Annotated in this window: 17 protein-coding genes; 5 read left to right on the top strand and 12 right to left on the bottom strand. The window is 69.2% G+C overall.

Annotated elements, in window-relative coordinates; all coding sequences use genetic code 11:
* Positions 1-4: 4 nt before the first annotated feature.
* The 4 genes from GNX95_RS05720 to GNX95_RS05705 are packed head-to-tail and all read right to left on the bottom strand — an operon-like array spanning position 5 to position 4,299.
* Positions 5-649 (bottom strand): sirohydrochlorin chelatase, encoded by a 645-nt coding sequence (locus tag GNX95_RS05720; RefSeq protein WP_163506082.1) that lies wholly within the window; start codon positions 647-649, stop codon positions 5-7.
* Positions 646-1,446, bottom strand: a complete 801-nt coding sequence (locus GNX95_RS05715) for a uroporphyrinogen-III synthase (protein WP_163506081.1) — start codon at positions 1,444-1,446, stop codon at positions 646-648. Before GNX95_RS05715 ends, GNX95_RS05720 begins: the two co-directional genes overlap by 4 nt.
* A 34-nt stretch (positions 1,447-1,480) precedes the next feature.
* Positions 1,481-3,127 carry an amidohydrolase gene (locus tag GNX95_RS05710; RefSeq protein WP_222853413.1) on the bottom strand — a complete coding sequence of 549 codons (1,647 nt, stop codon included), beginning with the start codon at positions 3,125-3,127 and terminating at the stop codon, positions 1,481-1,483.
* 5 nt (positions 3,128-3,132) lie between these two features.
* Positions 3,133-4,299: an MFS transporter gene (locus GNX95_RS05705; protein WP_163506080.1), complete on the bottom strand. Its 1,167-nt coding sequence runs from the start codon at positions 4,297-4,299 to the stop codon at positions 3,133-3,135.
* 210 nt (positions 4,300-4,509) lie between these two features.
* Between GNX95_RS05705 and GNX95_RS05700 the strand changes: the two genes are divergently transcribed.
* Positions 4,510-5,187: a FadR/GntR family transcriptional regulator gene (locus GNX95_RS05700; protein ID WP_187369599.1), complete on the top strand. Its 678-nt coding sequence runs from the start codon at positions 4,510-4,512 to the stop codon at positions 5,185-5,187.
* On the opposite strand, the gene GNX95_RS05695 is transcribed toward GNX95_RS05700, so the two are convergent.
* Entirely contained in the window at positions 5,184-6,050 is an 867-nt protein-coding gene (locus GNX95_RS05695; protein ID WP_163506079.1) for a sigma-70 family RNA polymerase sigma factor, read from the bottom strand. The genes GNX95_RS05700 and GNX95_RS05695 overlap by 4 nt on opposite strands.
* Before the next feature lie 217 nt (positions 6,051-6,267).
* Between GNX95_RS05695 and GNX95_RS05690 the strand changes: the two genes are divergently transcribed.
* Positions 6,268-7,836, top strand: a complete 1,569-nt coding sequence (locus tag GNX95_RS05690; protein WP_222853412.1) for a glycoside hydrolase family 10-like protein — start codon at positions 6,268-6,270, stop codon at positions 7,834-7,836.
* Positions 7,837-7,849: 13 nt separating this feature from the next.
* Here GNX95_RS05690 and GNX95_RS05685 read toward each other — a convergent pair whose 3' ends face one another.
* Both GNX95_RS05685 and GNX95_RS05680 read right to left on the bottom strand, forming a co-directional pair.
* Complete coding sequence (locus GNX95_RS05685; protein ID WP_163506077.1) at positions 7,850-8,491, bottom strand: hypothetical protein; 642 nt, start codon at positions 8,489-8,491, stop codon at positions 7,850-7,852.
* 244 nt (positions 8,492-8,735) lie between these two features.
* Positions 8,736-9,500 (bottom strand): DUF222 domain-containing protein, encoded by a 765-nt coding sequence (locus GNX95_RS05680; RefSeq protein ID WP_163506076.1) that lies wholly within the window; start codon positions 9,498-9,500, stop codon positions 8,736-8,738.
* Positions 9,501-9,886: 386 nt separating this feature from the next.
* On the opposite strand from GNX95_RS05680, the gene GNX95_RS05675 reads away from it, so the two are divergent.
* Positions 9,887-10,636 (top strand): 2-phosphosulfolactate phosphatase, encoded by a 750-nt coding sequence (locus tag GNX95_RS05675; RefSeq protein ID WP_163506075.1) that lies wholly within the window; start codon positions 9,887-9,889, stop codon positions 10,634-10,636.
* A 17-nt stretch (positions 10,637-10,653) separates the two neighbouring features.
* On the opposite strand, the gene GNX95_RS05670 is transcribed toward GNX95_RS05675, so the two are convergent.
* From GNX95_RS05670 to GNX95_RS05650, 5 genes are read right to left on the bottom strand one after another with little or no spacing between them, the layout of a single operon-like run.
* Complete coding sequence (locus tag GNX95_RS05670; protein WP_163506074.1) at positions 10,654-11,436, bottom strand: SCO1664 family protein; 783 nt, start codon at positions 11,434-11,436, stop codon at positions 10,654-10,656.
* 49 nt (positions 11,437-11,485) lie between these two features.
* A complete protein-coding gene (locus tag GNX95_RS05665; protein ID WP_163506073.1) occupies positions 11,486-12,043 on the bottom strand; it encodes a DUF3090 domain-containing protein in 558 nt (185 codons plus the stop codon).
* A 9-nt stretch (positions 12,044-12,052) separates the two neighbouring features.
* Positions 12,053-12,805, bottom strand: coding sequence for a histidine phosphatase family protein (locus GNX95_RS05660; protein WP_163506072.1), 753 nt, complete (start codon positions 12,803-12,805; stop codon positions 12,053-12,055).
* Positions 12,806-12,839: 34 nt separating this feature from the next.
* Entirely contained in the window at positions 12,840-13,775 is a 936-nt protein-coding gene (locus tag GNX95_RS05655) for an undecaprenyl-diphosphate phosphatase (protein WP_246281517.1), read from the bottom strand.
* Positions 13,772-14,821, bottom strand: coding sequence for an LLM class F420-dependent oxidoreductase (locus GNX95_RS05650; RefSeq protein ID WP_163506071.1), 1,050 nt, complete (start codon positions 14,819-14,821; stop codon positions 13,772-13,774). Before GNX95_RS05650 ends, GNX95_RS05655 begins: the two co-directional genes overlap by 4 nt.
* Positions 14,822-14,960: 139 nt before the next feature.
* Between GNX95_RS05650 and GNX95_RS05645 the strand changes: the two genes are divergently transcribed.
* Both GNX95_RS05645 and GNX95_RS05640 read left to right on the top strand, forming a co-directional pair.
* Positions 14,961-15,920 carry an aldo/keto reductase gene (locus tag GNX95_RS05645; protein ID WP_163506070.1) on the top strand — a complete coding sequence of 320 codons (960 nt, stop codon included), beginning with the start codon at positions 14,961-14,963 and terminating at the stop codon, positions 15,918-15,920.
* A 71-nt stretch (positions 15,921-15,991) separates the two neighbouring features.
* The gene (locus GNX95_RS05640; RefSeq protein ID WP_163506069.1) at positions 15,992-16,192 is read left to right on the top strand and encodes a DUF5703 family protein; all 201 of its coding nucleotides are present in this window, start codon (positions 15,992-15,994) and stop codon (positions 16,190-16,192) included.
* Positions 16,193-16,522 lie beyond the last annotated feature (330 nt).

The raw sequence follows: 16,522 nt of genomic DNA, 5'->3' as shown, positions 1-16,522 counted from the left end.
CTTGTCAGCTCCGTGAGGCGTCGTAACGCTGCCAGACCAGGCCAGCCACCGCCGGGTGGTCCCCGAGCGGCGCCGAGCAGACCGCCGGGCCGGCCGCCTCCGCCACCCTGTCGGCGAAGAAACCCGGCGCCAGCAGGTACGTCGCCACCGCCACCCGCCGTCCCGCGCAGGCCTCCTCCACGGTCGGGCTCGCCGCGGAGACGAAGCTGGTCGTCACGTCCGTCTCCAGTGCATCGGACAGCATCCGTCCGACTGTCAGACTGTCGTCGACCGCACGCTGGTCGGTGGAGCCGGCGGCGGCGAGTACGACCGGACCCTCGCGCCAACCGGCCTCCCGCAGCCGGTCGCTCAACGCCTCGACCAGCAGCGCGGACGGCCCCAGCGCCGGTGCGACCTGGTGTCCCCCGGCCACGCCCGGAATGTCCACGTGCACGTGATAGCCGCCGGACAGCAGCAGCGGCACGACGACAGCCGGCTCGTCCAGCTCCGCCAGCACCTCGGACAGCAGCGGCTCGGTCAGCTCGAGAAAAGCCGTGCGTACGGTCACCTCCGGCCGCGCTTTGCGCACGGCCTCGACCAGCGCGTACGTGCTGCGCGCCGCACGCGGATCGCGGCTGCCGTGCGCCACCGCCACCAGCGTCGGACTCACCGGAAGTGCTCTTCCAACGCGCGTACGAGCGCACCGAGGCGGCCGCGTTCCGGTTGCACGGTCGGCACACCCAGAGCGGTCAGGGGCGCCGCCGTGACCGGCCCGACACAGCCGGCGACCACCGGTCCGTGGAACGCCTTGACGACGTCGTCGCGGCGCTCGCCGGCCGCGGCGAGCAGGTTGGCGGCGGCCGGCGCGCTGGTGAACGTGACGATGTCCAGCTCGCCGGCGACGATCGCGTCGACCAGCGCGTTCACCGCCTGCGGATCGGTCGGCGGATGCCACTGATAGACCGGCACCTCGATGACGTACGCGCCGGCGTCGCGCAGGGCGGTCACAAAGGCTGGCATGCGGTCGCCGTGCAGCTGGACGGCCACCCGCCGACCGGTAAGCGGCTCGGCCAACAGGTGCGTCAGCAGCTCGTCAGATGACTCCGAGGCTGCCGCGTACGATTCGCGAAGACCCGTACCGCGGACCGCGCCGACGGCCTTGGGGCCGCGTGCCAGGATGCGTACGCTGCGCAGCGCCGCCACCAGGTCGTCGCGGCTGTTCCAGCTGGTGGCCGCGTCCAGCCAGCCGCGGAACCCCACACCGGTCATGACGACCAGGTCGTCGACGCCTGGACGTACGCAGGCATCGGTGGCCGAGCGCAGCTCCGGATCGTCCGCCGAGCTCGTCGTGTGGATTGTCGGCGTGAAGGACACGATCGCGCCATGCCGCTCCAGCATGTCGGCGAGCGTCTCGCGCCGCCGCTCCGCGGTCACGACCACGCGACGACCGGCCAGCTCACCACTCATGCCGCCATTGTGCCGGCCGCATGTTTCGGGCGGCTCACAGCACGCCGGCGTCGTGCACCACCTCACCGCCCACCACGGTCGCGCCGACTGCCAGGTCCCTGATCCGCTCCGGAGAAACGGCCAACAGGTCGTCGGACAGCACCGCGAAATCCGCGAGTTTTCCGCGGCTGAGCGCGCCTTTCAATGGCTCGTCGTGCACCGCGTAGGCCGATCCGAACGTGTAGGCCCGCAACGCCTGCTCCGCCGTCAGCGCCTCCTCGACCACGAACGGCGCCCCGCTGTCGGTGTGACGGTTGACCATGTCGTGGATGCCGGCCAGTGGCGAGCCGTTCACCACCGGCGCGTCAGAGCTGCCGGGCAACACGATGCCAGCGTCCACGAACGATCGCAGCCGATAGCAGCCACGAGACCGCTCCGGTCCGAGCGCGGCGAGCATGCCGTCGCCGATCTCGCCGACGAACCGGCCCTGCGGCACCGGGATCACGCCGAGCGCGGCCATCCTGGCCACGTCCGCGTCGCTGGTGACGCCGGCGTGCTCGATGCGGTGGCGCGCGTCGACGCGTGGCATCTCGGCGAAGGCCTGCTCGTACGTGTCGAGCACAAACCCCACGGCTCGGTCGCCGATGGCGTGCGTCGCGATCTGCCAGCCGTACGCGTGTGCGCGCAGGATGAAGGCACGCAGGTCCTCGACGGGCTCCTGGAAGAAACCCCGGTTGCCGGCCTCGCCGCTGAAGTCGTCCCACATCGCGGCCGTACGGCCGAGCAGCGAGCCGTCGGAGAAGACCTTCACCGGTCCGATACGCAGCCACTCGTCACCGAAACCGGTGCCTAACCCCAGATCGAGGCCGAACCAGTCGGCGCCTGGCTCGTACGCTCCGGCCGCGTGCAGCGCGCCGGACACTGGCATCAGCGTGGCGCGCAGCCGCAGCAGCCCGCGTCGTCGCGCCTCCTGAAAGGCGGCGACGTCGGCCGCGCCGTTGCCGGCGACGCGACCGAGGCCGACGCCTGGCTCGGTGAAGCTGGTGATGCCGTCCGCCGCGGCGGCGGCGCTGCCGGCACCGATGGCCGCGACGAAGTCGTCGTATGGCGCCGGCCGCAGCACCGCGAACACCAGTCCCTGCGCCTGTTCGGTCAGTAGTCCGGTGGAATGCCCCTGGTCGTCGCGTACGACCGTGCCGCCGTCGACATCCGGCACCGAGTCAGGCTCGAAGCCCATCGCCGCCAGCGCCGCGGTGTTCACCACCCCCATGTGCGCGGACGTGTGCGCAAGCCACACCGGATGGCCGCCGGCGACCGCGTCCAGGGCCGTACGCGTCGGATGCGCGCCGAGCTTGTTCTGGTCATAGCCTGCGCCGCGGATCCAAGCGCCTGCTGGCAGCTCGGCGGCGCGTGCGGCGACCGCGGCGTACAAGCCGTCGAGGCTGCCGACGACACTGTCACGCAGGTCGAGCTCGGACAGTCGCAGGCCGCGCATCGACAGGTGGTGATGCGCGTCGTTGAAGCCCGGCACGGCCGGCGCTCCGCCGAGGTCGATCACCGAGCCGGCGACCGAGCCGTCCAGCTCCTCGTCGAAGCCGGCGATCCGGCCGGCGATGACGCCGATCCGCGAGGCCGCCGGCCGCGCCGGGTCGAGGGTCCGGAACCTGCCGTTGGTGAAGAGCACGTCGAGGCGCACGACCATCCTCTCTACACCGTACGGTCGCGGCCGGCCAGCCAGCCGAACACCATCTGGATGGCCAGCAGCGCCAACACCATCAGCAGCGACACCGTCCAGCCGCGTCCAGGCGTGTGCAGCACGCCGAACATGAACGGGCCGACAGCTGCGATCAGATAGCCGGCGCTCTGCGCCATCGCGGACAGGCCTGCCGTGTCGGCCGGCGTTTTCGCGCGCAGCGAGATGATCGTCAGGATCAGCGGAAAGACGCCCATGCCGCAGCCGAGCAACGCGACCCACAGCAGCGGAGCCGCGGCCGGCGCGAGCAGCAAGCCGGCCGCTCCGGCGAAGCCGCCGGCGGTCAGCGCGACCGTCCAGGTCGACTGGTTGCGCGCGCGTACGGCCAGCGGCGGCACGATAAAGCTGATCGGGATGCCGGACAGCTGCGTCAGCCCGAGCAACAAGCCGGCGGTCGGCCGGTCGATGCCGACGCTGACCAGCACCTCCGGCAGCCAGCTGAGCACTGTGTACGCGTACAACGCCTGCAGCCCGAAGAACACCGTGACGATCCACGCCAGGCCGCTGCCGAGCAGCTTCGTCCGGCCCTCCTCCGCCGGCGCCACGACCTCACCACGATGCCGTGCCGCTCCGAGCCACAGGATCAGCGCGGCGGCCGCCAGCAGTGCCCAGGCCGCCAGCGTCAGCCGCCAACCCCAGGTCGGCTCGACGCGCGGTGTGAGGACGGCGCCAAGGCCGGCGCCGGTCGCCATCGTGGCCGTGTAGACGCCGGTGACGACGCCGATGCGGTTGGGGAAGGCCTCCTTCACCACCACCGGAATGAGCACGTTGCAGACCGCGATGCCGCCGCAGGCCACGAAGGTGCCGCCGAGGACGACGGCCGGACCGTCCAAGACACGTACGAGCAGGCCGACGGTCAGCACCGCGAGCGCGAGGCCGACGGCGCGCGCCATGCCGAGCTTGCGGCCCAGCCACGGCGCGGCGAGTCCGGCCAGGCCGAAGCAGATCGTCGGCACCGACGACAGCACGCTGACCCATGCAGGGCTCGCATCGAGTCCGGCCCGTACCTCGCCGAGCACCGACGCGAGGCTGGTGACCGCCGGCCGGAGGTTGGACGCGGCCAGCGCCACACCGGCCACAAGCAGCGGGGTCCCGGCGAGCGCCGCGTGCCGGCGGCGCATGATGGTCTCCGCCGCACCTGCGTTCTGTAGCTCGCCGGCACGCTCCGTCGCCGTCAAGGCGGGGCCATTCGCCGCCGAACGGTGCACATTGGACCTAGGCTGTGGGACGAGAACGCGGCGGACAGGCCTGCTGACCGGCTGTGTGGGGCAGTGATCCGTCACTGCTGCAAGTGTGCCAAACATAGGATGTTTGGTGGGAAGGAAGCGACTGTGCCTTTGGCCACTACTCGCCGCACCGGCTTGGTGGATCAGGTCATCGAGCAGATGCGCCAAGCGATCGTCAGCGGCAGCTGGCCGGTCGACCAGCGCATTCCGCCGGAGCCAGAGCTGGTCAGCGCGCTCGGCGTCGGCCGCAACACGATCCGCGAGGCGGTCCGTGCGCTGTCCCATGCCGGCCTGCTGGACGTACGGCAGGGAAACGGCACCTTCGTACGCGCCACCAGCGAGATCTCAGGTGCGCTTCGCCGGCTCTACGGCTCGCAGCTGCGTGAGGTCATCCAGGTGCGCCGGCTGCTGGAGGTGGAGGGTGCGCGGCTGGCCGCCATCCACCGCACCGACCAGGACGCCACCGAGCTGGCCGACCTGCTGGCCGCGCGCGACCAGGCGATGGCCGAGCGGCGCTGGGAGGAGGCCGCCGAGTCGGACACGCAGTTTCACCTGGCGGTCGTCCGCTGCTCGCACAATGCGCTGCTGTCCGAGCTGCACCTCGGTCTGACCGACGTGATCCGCGCCAGTGTGGCGACCGCGCTGGACGCGGACCTGGACATCGAGTACGTCCATCACAGCGCGCTCGTACGCGCCATCCAGGCCGGCGACGCCGACGCCGCGACCCGCGAGTCGCACGCCGTACTCGACGACATGGTGCACCGCATCAACCTCGACGGCTAACCGAGGTCCAGCGCGGCCAGCCGCGCGCGGTCGTTGACGATGTCCATCGCGGCGACCCTGCCGTCGGTGACGGTGAAGGCGAGCACCGAGTACGGCTTTGCCTTCCGCATCGCGACCAGGCCGGCGACACCGTTGACCAGCACGGGCCGGATGTCGACGGACGGGCCAAGCAGCTGCCAGAACATCGCCGCCTGCTTGGCGACCGTCTCCGCACCATGCACCTCGATCACACCGGTCGGCATGGCCGCGCGCAGTGTCACGTCGGGGTCGAGGATGGTGACCAGCGCCTGGAAGTCGCCGCCACGCGCGGCGGTGAGAAAAGCGTCGACGACCTCACGCTGGCGGGACACGTCCGCGTCCGGCACCGCCGACCCGCGTACGCGCCGCCGGCCGCGGCTGGCCAGCTGACGGACGGCCGCCGGCGTACGTCCGACGATCGGCGCGATGTCGTCGAACGGCACCGCGAACATGTCGTGCAGCACGAAGGACAGCCGCTCGGCCGGCGTGAGCGCCTCCAGCACCACCAGCAGGGCCAGGCCGACCGAGTCGGCCAGCAACGCCTCGTGCTCCGGGTTCTGACTGTCCTCGCGGTCGATCAGCGGTTCGGGAAAGTAGGAGCCGTGCAGCTCTTCGCGGCGGGACTTCCGCGTGCGCAGCATGTCCAGGCACACGCGCGCGACCACGGTGGTCAGCCAGCCGCGCAGGTTGTCGACCTCGCTGGTGTCCGCACGGCTGAGCCGGATCCATGCCTCCTGCACCGCGTCGTCGGCCTCGGTCAGCGAGCCGAGCATCCGATAGGCCACCGCTCGCAGGTGTGACCGGTTCTCCGCGAACCTGCCAGCCAGCACGTCCTGCTCGTCCACTGTGCGTCCTCCATGATCCGGTCTGGTCATATCACTGACGGACGCATTCGGCCCGTTGTGACATGGCCGGCGCTGACCCATGCCGGTCAGGAGTTTTCGGCGTATTCATGGCGGTTCCGGCCGCGCGGTGCCGGCAATGTGGCCGCACGGCCGATGGGCCGGCGACCGGATTCTTAGGAGTTTCGTCCCGACATCCGCCGAAAAGAATGAGGCCACCTTGTCGGGTCCCCACCTGTCCCGCCGGCAGTTCGGCTATCTCAGTGCCGGCGCGGCGGTGGCGCTCCTGCCGCCTGGAGACGGCTCGCTCGCGACGCCGGCCACGTACGCGCCGAAACACCAGCTGCGCGCGATGTGGATCGCCAGCGTGGTCAACATCGACTGGCCGTCGACGACCGGTTTACCGGCCGCGCAACAACAATCCGAGCTGCGCGCGCTGCTCGACCTGGCCGTACGGCGGCGGTTCAACGCGGTCGTGCTGCAGATCCGGCCGACCGCCGACGCCTTCTGGCCGTCGCCGCTGGAGCCCTGGTCGCAATACCTGACCGGCAAACAAGGCGGCGATCCCGGCTACGACCCGCTCGCCTTCGCCGTCGCGGAGGCACACAATCGCGGCCTCGAGCTGCACGCCTGGTTCAACCCGTACCGGGTCAGCATGCAGACCGACCTCAACCAGCTGCTGCCGAGCCATCCGGCGCGCCGCCATCCGGAGTGGACTTTCGTCTACGGTCCGAAGCTTTACTACAACCCCGGCATTCCGGCCGTACGCGCGTTCGTCCAAGACGCCATCATGGACGCGGTCCACCGCTATGACATCGACGGCGTACATTTCGACGACTACTTCTATCCTTATCCGATCGCCGGCCAGACGGTGCCGGACGCGGAAACCTTCGCCACGTACGGAAAAGGCTTCGACAACGTCGAGGACTGGCGGCGCGACAACATCAACCGGCTGGTCCGCGAGATGAACGCGCGCATCCACGCGGTCAAGCCGTGGGTCAAGTTCGGCATCAGCCCGTTTGGCATCTGGCGCAACAAAAGCGCCGATCCGCTCGGCTCGGACACCAACGGTCTGCAGTCGTACGACGCGATTTCCGCGGACACGCGGCTGTGGGTGCGCAACGAGTGGCTCGACTACATCAATCCGCAGGTCTACTGGTATCTCGGTTTCGCCATCGCCGACTACGCCAAACTCGTGCCGTGGTGGGCCACCCAGGTGGCCGGCACGCACTGCCAGCTCTATGTCGGCGAGGCGACATATCGAGTCGGCACCACCGGCCCGTGGCTCGACCCCGCCGAGCTGACCAAACACCTGACCTTCGACCGCGACTATCCACAGGTGCGCGGAAACGTCTATTTTTCCGCGAAAGACGTCGGCGACGACAAGCTCGGTGCGATGAGCCGGCTGGTCGCCGACCACTACCAGCATCCGGCGCTGACCCCACCGATGCCGCATCTGCGCCGTGGCCGTCCGGCGCCACCACCGCCGGTCGTCTCGGCGCGCCGGGCCGACTCCGGTGCGGTCCTGGACATTCGCTCCGTCGGCTGGGACGCCGGGCTGCGGCCACGGTCGTACGCCGTCTATCGCTTCGACGGCATCGGCGCGCATCCGCGCGGCGATTTCTCCGACGCCAGCCACCTGATCGCCGTCGCGCCGGCCACCAGCCGTCGACAGTCCTATGTGGACACCACCGCGGTCACCGGTTGCACGTACACATACTTCGTCAGCTCGGTCGACCGGTTGTCCGGCGAGAGCGCACCGATCCCGGCGCTGCTTTTCGCGCACTAGCACTTTGATCTTGTCATGCCGGTTGGTGGTGTCGGCGGAGTCGGGCTCGGTGGTGGATGTCGGGCCATATGCGGCGGGTTAGCAGGGTGAATAGGCGTTTGATCTCGGCGACAGTCAGTGCGATCACGCCGAGCTCTGACGGTGGCAGGTCAGCAGGTGCGTGCGGCAGGACGGACGCCGGCGCCCAGGTTTTGGCCTGAGCTGCGGTGATCGCGCAGACGACCAGGGCCGCCATGGTCAACACAATGTGCCGGACTAGCGCGGTGCAGAGGCGGACCTGAGACTGGTCACGCCCGAATTGATCTGTCCCGAACTCGAAATCTTCCTCGACCGGCCACCGCAGGCACGCCGCCCGTACCAGTGTCATGGCCTGGATCGGCTCGCTTGGCGGGACGTAGCAGTAGTGGTAGGCCAGTTCACCGGTGTCCAGATGCTTGCGTATCAGCAGAAAATGGCGAGGGCTGACGGTGCCGACCTGGCCCAGGCATATGCGCGTTCGCCTCTTGAACCGGCCACGGAGGCGACCTGCCGAGTTGATCTGCGATGACGCCGGCGGTAGGAACTGCTTCACCGCGGCGCGACGATCTGGATCACCCAACTGGCGCTGCACCCCAGCCGTCGCGCTGCCCTGCTTCAGCTGCCCAGACGCATCCACAGCCGCCACCCACAAGGACCGATCACCCAACACTCCGGAGACAAACCCCACGGATCGCCGCGACAGCCGTCGCGTGATCCCACACCGCCTGATTGAGCAATCGCTGCATCCGGTCAGGCATCTCGTCCCCCGGCATGCTCAGCCAACGTCCACCTGTTCTCGCGTGGCAAATCGGTCATCAACGCCGCGATACTTAATGCGGCTGCCGTACGAGCTTGCGGATGAGTTGGGTTGGCCTAGCATTTCATGCTGTAGCGCGCGTGCCGTATCGGCGTGCGGGTCGGGTCGATGAACGCTGGCGGGATGAAATACGGGATCCCGCCGCGCATTTTGATTTTCCATTTGCGAATGGTGCACGATTTGGTGATGTGCGAAGCACAGCAGCACGAGGTTGTGGAGCTTGGTTTCTCCGCCGAAACGGCCGCGTGTCATGCGGCAACACACCAGCACAGGTGATGCCATGGAGAATCAGCTCCGCCAACCGCCCATCATCATCATCGTCCTCCGGCGGCGGTGTTTCCTGCTCGATCCGATCCGCGATCACCTTGCCCAGCTCTTTGACATCCTCCGGGTAGCCCGACCGCGCCAACCCCGCCAACGACCGATCAAAACCCTCACGATCCGGCCAACCCGGCGGCACCACCGACATCGCCTTCACGATCTCCCGCACATGCCCCGGAGTGATCCCAACCTCAGCCAAAGCAACAGCGGTGGCCGGCAACTCCGCATCAGCGAAACACGAGCCGCCGGTAGCGCGCTGACTGGTCAACCGCGCGACCTTCACCAACCACCGGCAATCACCAAGCGACTGACGGGTCAACTGCTTCACCAACTGCGCCGTCTGCCGCGGCAGGTATCCATCCGCGGCCGCGATACCCCGATTCTCCAACGCGGCGATCGCCGCCACCATCGCCGCGTACGCCCGCGCGAACTCCACACAGGCATCCCGCGGGAACGGCTTCACCTCACTGTCGGACAGCGCGTCGACCAGGCTGATCGCATCACCCATAGTCGAACGCATGTTCCCGCGATATCACTCCGCGAACGTCGATTCCTTCATTTTCGCTTTGCGCATAAGCAAAAGCGGCGGGCCGATGACGACGTCTTCGGCGGTCCCGGCGATGGCCGTTGAAAACATCACCCCGTGGTGGTTCTCAGCTGCGGAGTTGGGGTGGGGTTGGTGTCTGTGACGTGTCGCAGAACGCAGCGCGTTGGCGGTGAACGCGGGGGCCGCGGGTAGGTGTCCAGTGCCACGGTCAGCCGGTCGGTGAAGGCTAGCCTCGCCAAGAAAGGCTCGGTGCGTTTCTCGACGGCTCGGTAACAGAGGATTCGACGGCGACGATCGACCCGCTCGGTCCCCTTCAGCATGGAAACACCTGGGCTAGCGTTGGCGGAATGGCCAACCTGTACGCACAACCCGGATTTCGTGCGCGGTTCGACTGGGGGCCGGTCGGCGCCGACACGGTCGGATCGGGCGCCGACATCGTCGCGGTCGTCGACGTACTTTCCTTCACCACCGCGCTTTCGGTCGCCGTCGACCGGGGAATCGACGTGTTTCCCTACCGCTGGCGCGACGAGACAGCGATCGCGTACGCGCAACGGCATGATGCCGTCTTGGCGGTCGGCAGATCGGAGGCCGGCGACGGACAGATCAGCCTGTCGGCGCAGTCGATCCGCCGGGCTGACGACATCCGCCGGCTGGTACTGCCGTCGCCGAACGGGTCGACCATCGCGCAACGGGTCGCCGCCAGCGGCTCTCGAGTGATCGGTGTGTGCCTGCGCAACGCCGAAGCCGCCGCCGCGTGGATCTCCAGCAATGTCGACAAAAACTCCTACGTGACAGTGATCGCGGCCGGCGAGCGGTGGCCGGACGGTTCGCTGCGGCCGGCACTCGAAGACCTGTGGGGCGCCGGCGCGCTGCTCGCCAAACTGGCTGGCGTGAGGCCACTGTCCCCGGAGGCCGCGGCGGCTGCGGCCGCCTACCGTGACGCCGCCGACCGCCTGCCGGAGCTGCTGCGCGAGTGTACGAGCGGCCGAGAACTCATCGCCTACGGCTATGCCGACGACGTGACCGTCGCCGCCGAAGTCGACGCGAGCCAATCCGTACCACTACTCACCGCCGACCACTTCACCGCCGCGACCTAGTGTCGCGACTCGGGACACTAGAACGGCGGCCAGGGAATGGCGCGGCCGTCGGGGCGGGGTGACGGGAAGCGGCCGGTACGCAGCAGGCGGTCGGCGCGGCGGCGGGCGGCGATCACCTCGTCCAGCGTGATGTAGTCGCACAGTTGCTCGCCGAGGTCACCATCGAGGTCGGAGTGCAGCTTCTCCACGACCTCGCGAGCGTCGTCCGGCAGCCGGTCGCCGGCCCAGCCCCACAGGATCGTGCGCAGCTTGTTGTCGCCGTGCCAGCAGATGCCGTGGTCCACGCCGTACAACCGGTCGCCGGAGAGCAGGAGATGCCCACCCTTGCGGTCGGCGTTGTTGGACACCACGTCGAGCACGGCGAGCCGCCGCAGCCGCTCGTCGTCGGCGTGCGCGACGACGACCTCCTCGCCGTCGGCGCCGTACCCCTCGAAAACCTGCAGCCAGCCGGCCGGCACCGACCCGGCACGCATGATGTCGAGCAGCGACGAGATGTCCTCGCTGTCGATCCACAGCTGGCACATGCCGGGCCCGAACGGACCGTCGCGGAACACCGTCGGCGGTACGAGCGACCAGCCGGAGGCCTCGGAGAGCAGGTACGTGGCGACCTCGCGGCCGGCCAGCGTGCCGTCCGGGAAGTCCCACAGCGGCCGCTCGCCGCGGATCGGCTTGTAGACGCACTCCGCGCTCACGCCGTCCAGGCTCACCGTGCCGAAGAGCGTCGCGTTGCTCGCCTCCACCAGCCGACCGGAGATCTCGATCGCGCCGGTGGTGAGCAGCACCTCGGTGTCAGGGTTCATCGCCTGCAAGTATTCACCGGGAAAACCCGGCTGGCGATTGTGATACGGATCAGCGCCGGTATCCGTTGTGGCGGGGACAGATGTGGCCCTCCGGATCCAGCGGCAGGCCGCAGAGCGGACACGGCGGCCGGCCGGCCGCGACGACGCGCTCGGCGCGGGTGATGAACGCGCGTGCGGCCGCGGCGGAGATGCGTACGCGCAACATGTCGCGCGTGTCGTCGATCTCCGGGTCGGGCTCCTCGTCCTCCTCGCCTTCCGGCTCGTCGCCCTCGGCGGTCGCCTCGATGACCACCGTGGAGGAGTCGCCTTCCCAGGCCAGCCCCAGCGTGCCGACGCGGAACTCCTCCTCGATCGGCGTGTCCAGCGGTGCGGCGTCCTCCAGCTCCGGCGCGCCGTCCGGCACGTCGGCGCCGAGCCGGCGGCGTGCCTCGTCCAGCAGCGCGCTCAACCGCTCGGCGAGCAGCGCCACCTGGACCTTCTCCAGGGCGACGCTGACCGTACGGCCGCCTCCGCTGGCCTGCAGGTAGAAGGTGCGGTCCCCTGGCTCGCCGACGGTCCCGGCGATGAACCGCTCCGGCGGCTCGAAAGAGTAGACGCGACGGGGCATGTCGCAACCCTACTGGCCGGCCGGCGAGGCTGTCGCCTCAGATCCCACCGGACCCCCGGCACCCCCGCCGACGATCGCGTCGGAGTCTTTCGCCCGGGACCGCCGGCGGCGCTTTTTCGGTGGCAGCAAAGCGGAAACGTCGCCGCCGGTGTCATTCATTCGTACGACGAATGGCCGCGTCTCGGTGTAGCGGACGACGCTCACCGAGCACGGGTCGACGACGATCCGCTGGAACAGGTCGAGGTGCAGGCCGAGCGCGTCGGCGAGCACCGCCTTGATGACATCGGCGTGACTGCAGGCCATCCACACCGCGTCCGGACCGTGTTCCTCGGCAACCCGCGCGTCCCAGTCACGGATCGCGGTGACCGCGCGGACCTGGGTGGCCGCCAGCGCCTCGCCTTCCGGGCCGGGGAAGACGACCGCGGACGGATGCTGCTGCACGACCTTCCACAGCGGATCCTTGAGCAGCTCCTTGATCGGCCGGCCGGTCCAGTCGCCATAGCGGCACTCGCCGAGCCGTTCGTCGGTCTCGACCTTCAGCTCGTCCGTACGCGCCGACACGACGGCGGTGGCGGTCTGTTGGCAGCGCTCGAGCGGACTCGCCACGACCGCCGACAGCGGCACCGCAGCGAGCCGTTCGCCGAGCTTTGTGGCCTGCTGCTCGCCGTACGCGTCGAGCAGCACGCCAGGCGACCAGCCGGCCAGTACGGCGGAGCTGTTGGCCGTCGACCGGCCATGCCGGACCAGGAGCACCGTTGTCATCGCGGAAACTCTACGTCGAGGACCGGCCGTACGGTCAGGTCGCGGAGATGAACCCGAAGGCGACCAACACGATGATCACCACGCCGACGATGATCCGGTAGGGCACGAAGACGCTGATCGGATGCTTGCCGACCAGCCGCAGCAACCAGGCGATCGACGCGTAGCCGACCAGGAACGACACCACGATGCCGACGATCGTGGGCACCCAGCCGACCGTGCTGGCGATCTGGTCGCGATAGTCGACGGCCTCCAGCAGTCCGGCCGCGGACAGCGCCGGAATGCCGAGGAAGAACGACATCCTGGTGGCGGCGACCCGGTCCAGGCTGCGGAACAGGCCGATCGAGATGGTCGCCCCTGAGCGGGACACGCCCGGCACCAGCGCCAGGCACTGCGCCAGGCCGATCAGCAGGCCGTCCATGACGGTGACCTGGTCCTCGTGCCGGATGCCGCTGTCGTCCGGTCCGTGCCGGCCGAGCGGCTCGGCGGTGAGCCGGTTGTGATACCACTCGGCGGCCACCATCACCGCGCTCCACACGATCAGGCCGGCGGCGACGAACCAGAGGCTGCGCAGCGCGCCCTCGATGAGGTCCTTGCCGACCAGGCCGATGATCGCGATCGGGATCGAGCCGACGATGACGGCCCAGCCGAACCGCCACTCCATCTGCTGACGGGCCTGCGCCGAGAAGATGCCTTTGATCCAGCCGATGGCGATCCGGAAGATGTCCTTGATGAAATAGAGGACGGCGGCGAAGATCGCGCCGACCTGCACGACAGCGGTGAACGCGGTGACCGCGACGCTGTCGATCTGCAGGCCCATCAGCTTCTCGGCGACGGTCAGGTGACCGGTCGAGGAGACCGGCAGGAATTCGGTCAGCCCCTCGACGATGCCGAGGATCACCGCCTGGATGAGGTTCATGTGGTTGGCCGGGTCGCCGGCGGCGGCCTCCGCGTACATCGCCGAGATCATCATGCCGCCACCCCCGCCAGGTCCAGCGCCTCCGCGGCCGTCCGCAGCGCGGCGATCTTCACGTCCATGTCGTTGCCGGCCGGCGACACGTTCAGCGTCGTCACTCCGATCTGCGCGTACGCCTGCATCTTCTCGGCGATCCGTTCCTTCGGTCCGAGCAGCGAGGTGGAGTCGATGAACTCCAGCGGGACCGCGGCCGCGGCCTCGCGATATTTCCGGTCCAGGAACAGGTCCTGGATCTTCGCGGCGGCCTCGCCGTAGCCCATCCGGACCGCCAGCTGGTTGTAGAAGTTTTTCTCGCGGCTGCCCATGCCGCCGATGTAGAGCGCGGGATAGGGCCGTACCGGCTCGGCGCAGGCCTCGATGTCGTCGCCGATCGACAGCGCCACCGAGGCGGACACGTCGAACCCTTCCATGGTCTTGCCGGCCTTCTCGCGGCCGGCGCGCACCTGCCCGAGCGGCTCCGGCGCGAAGTCGGGCGCGAAGAAGATGGCCAGCCAGCCATCGGCGATCTCGCCGGTGAGCTCCAGGTTTTTCGGCCCCACCGAGGCGATGTAGACCGGGATCTCGGTCCGCGCGCCGTGCACGGTCAGCTGCAGCGCCTTGCCGGGACCGTCCGGCAGCGGCAGCTGGTAATGCCTGCCGTCGTACGCGACCCGCTTGCGCGACAGCGCGAGCCGCACGATGTCGACGTATTCGCGCGTGCGGCCGAGCGGATGGTCGAACCGTACGCCGTGCCAGCCTTCGGAGACCTGCGGGCCGGAGACGCCGAGACCGAGCCGGAACCGGCCGCCGGACAGCGTGTCCAGGGTCGCCGCGGTCATCGCGGTGGCGGCGGGCGTACGCGCCGGGATCTGCATCACGGCGGCGCCGACGTCGATCCTGGTCGTTTGCGCGGCGACCCACGACAACACGGTCGGCACGTCGGAACCGTAGGCCTCGGCGGCCCAGGCAACGGCATAGCCGAGCCGGTCGGCCTCCCTGGCCAGGGCCAGGTTGCCCGCGTCGTTCCCGGCTCCCCAGTAGCCGAGGTTCACCGCCAGCCGCACACTCGTCTCCTTTGACGCTTCTCCCGACCGTATGTCGCCGTGCCACCAGTCCCCGGCCCGTGGCACGACGTGACGCTCGTGCAGCCTATGGCGGGTCGCTGCTCGGGGATTCGGCAGGGCAGCGGTAGCGTCCGCGACCATGGAACTGCGCAGCCTCGGCCGCACCGGCCTGATGGTGTCCCGGTTGGCGCTCGGCACGATGACCTGGGGTTCCGACACCGGGCCGGACGACGCGGCGGCCCAGCTGAAGGCGTTCACCGACGCCGGGGGGACGCTGGTCGACACCGCCGACGTCTACGGCGGCGGCGAGGCCGAGCGGCTGCTGGGAACGCTGGTCGCCGAATCGTACGACCGCGCCGAGGTGATCATCGCCAGCAAGGCGGTCGCCCGGCCGGACCACCAACGCCGCTTCGACGCCTCGCGCGGACACCTGCTGTCCGCGCTGGACGCGTCGCTGCGGCGGCTGCGTACGGACTATCTGGACCTGTGGCAACTGCACGCGTGGGACGACCGGACACCGTTGGAGGAGACGCTGGCGGCGGTCGACCTGGCGGTGTCCTCCGGGCGCGTACGTTATGCCGGCATCTCCAACTACACCGGTTGGCAGGTCGCCAAGGCGGCGGCCTGGCAGGCGGCCTGGCCGGGACGCGCCCCGATCGCCTCCGCGCAGGTCGAGTATTCGCTGCTGGCGCGGGGCGCGGAGACCGAGCTGCTGCCGGCCTGCCGGGATGCCGGCGTCGGCGTACTCCCCTGGTCACCGCTCGGCCGCGGCGTGCTGACCGGCAAATACCGCAACGGCGTGCCTGCGGACTCGCGGGCAGCATCCTCGCGGTTTGACCGTTTTGTCGGAAGATTTCTGGACGATCGCTCGGCCGGGATCGTGCAGGCGGTGGCCACCGCGTCCGACGGGCTCGGCGTCTCGCCGCTGGCGGTGTCGCTGGTCTGGGTCCGCGACCAGCCCGGTGTGGTGGCGCCGGTGGTCGGTGCGCGTACGGCCGAGCAGCTGCTCGTGTCGTTGGACACCGAGGGACTTTCGTTGCCACCAGAGATCATTTCCGCTCTCGACGACGTCTCCTCCCCTGACCAAACGGGGAGTTAGCCGGCGTTTGCCGGAAAAAAACTCTCGGTGTCGGGGAGACGAGCGGGCCGTGAACGGTGCAGGATGGGAGCGTGAGTCCACCCGACTACGAGTACGCTCCGCTGCGGATCCCGCCCAACACGGACACCGCGACGGCGCACGCTCAACTGGCCATCCAGGCGGAGTTCTCCGGCTGGGAGCTGGCGAAGCTGCGACTCTTCGCGGACGGGACCCGGCAGGTCCTGCTGCGGCGGCGGCGTACCCACCCACTGCAACCGGGGCTGTCCACCTGACGGCCCCGCGACAAGGCCGCTGAGCTGTCCGCCAGCGGCTTGTTTGTTGGTGCCTCGAGAAACTTGATGATTCGCGCGCGGCCAGGCGTCCGTCCCGCGGTCTTGGCTGGTCCGCCGAAGGGGCGTTCCACGGCTCCCCGACAAGTGGCGAGAAGGTCCACTATGTGAGACCCGCAAGCAGGTGGAGCGCTAAATGTCCGGCTGGTGATGCTTGTGAACGAGGTGAAAGCCGCTTTACTAGCGCTAGACGCAAGGAAAACGGCTTCACTCCCGCATGATTGCCAGTCGCTGTAACTGGCGACTGTTGGGGCGAGCCGGTCAGGCGGAGAG

It is taken from the genome of Fodinicola acaciae (assembly GCF_010993745.1).
GTDB classification, from domain to species: domain Bacteria; phylum Actinomycetota; class Actinomycetes; order Mycobacteriales; family HKI-0501; genus Fodinicola; species Fodinicola acaciae.
The sequence above is the reverse complement of the archived record's forward strand: the minus strand, read 5'-3'. Positions and strand labels throughout refer to the sequence as shown.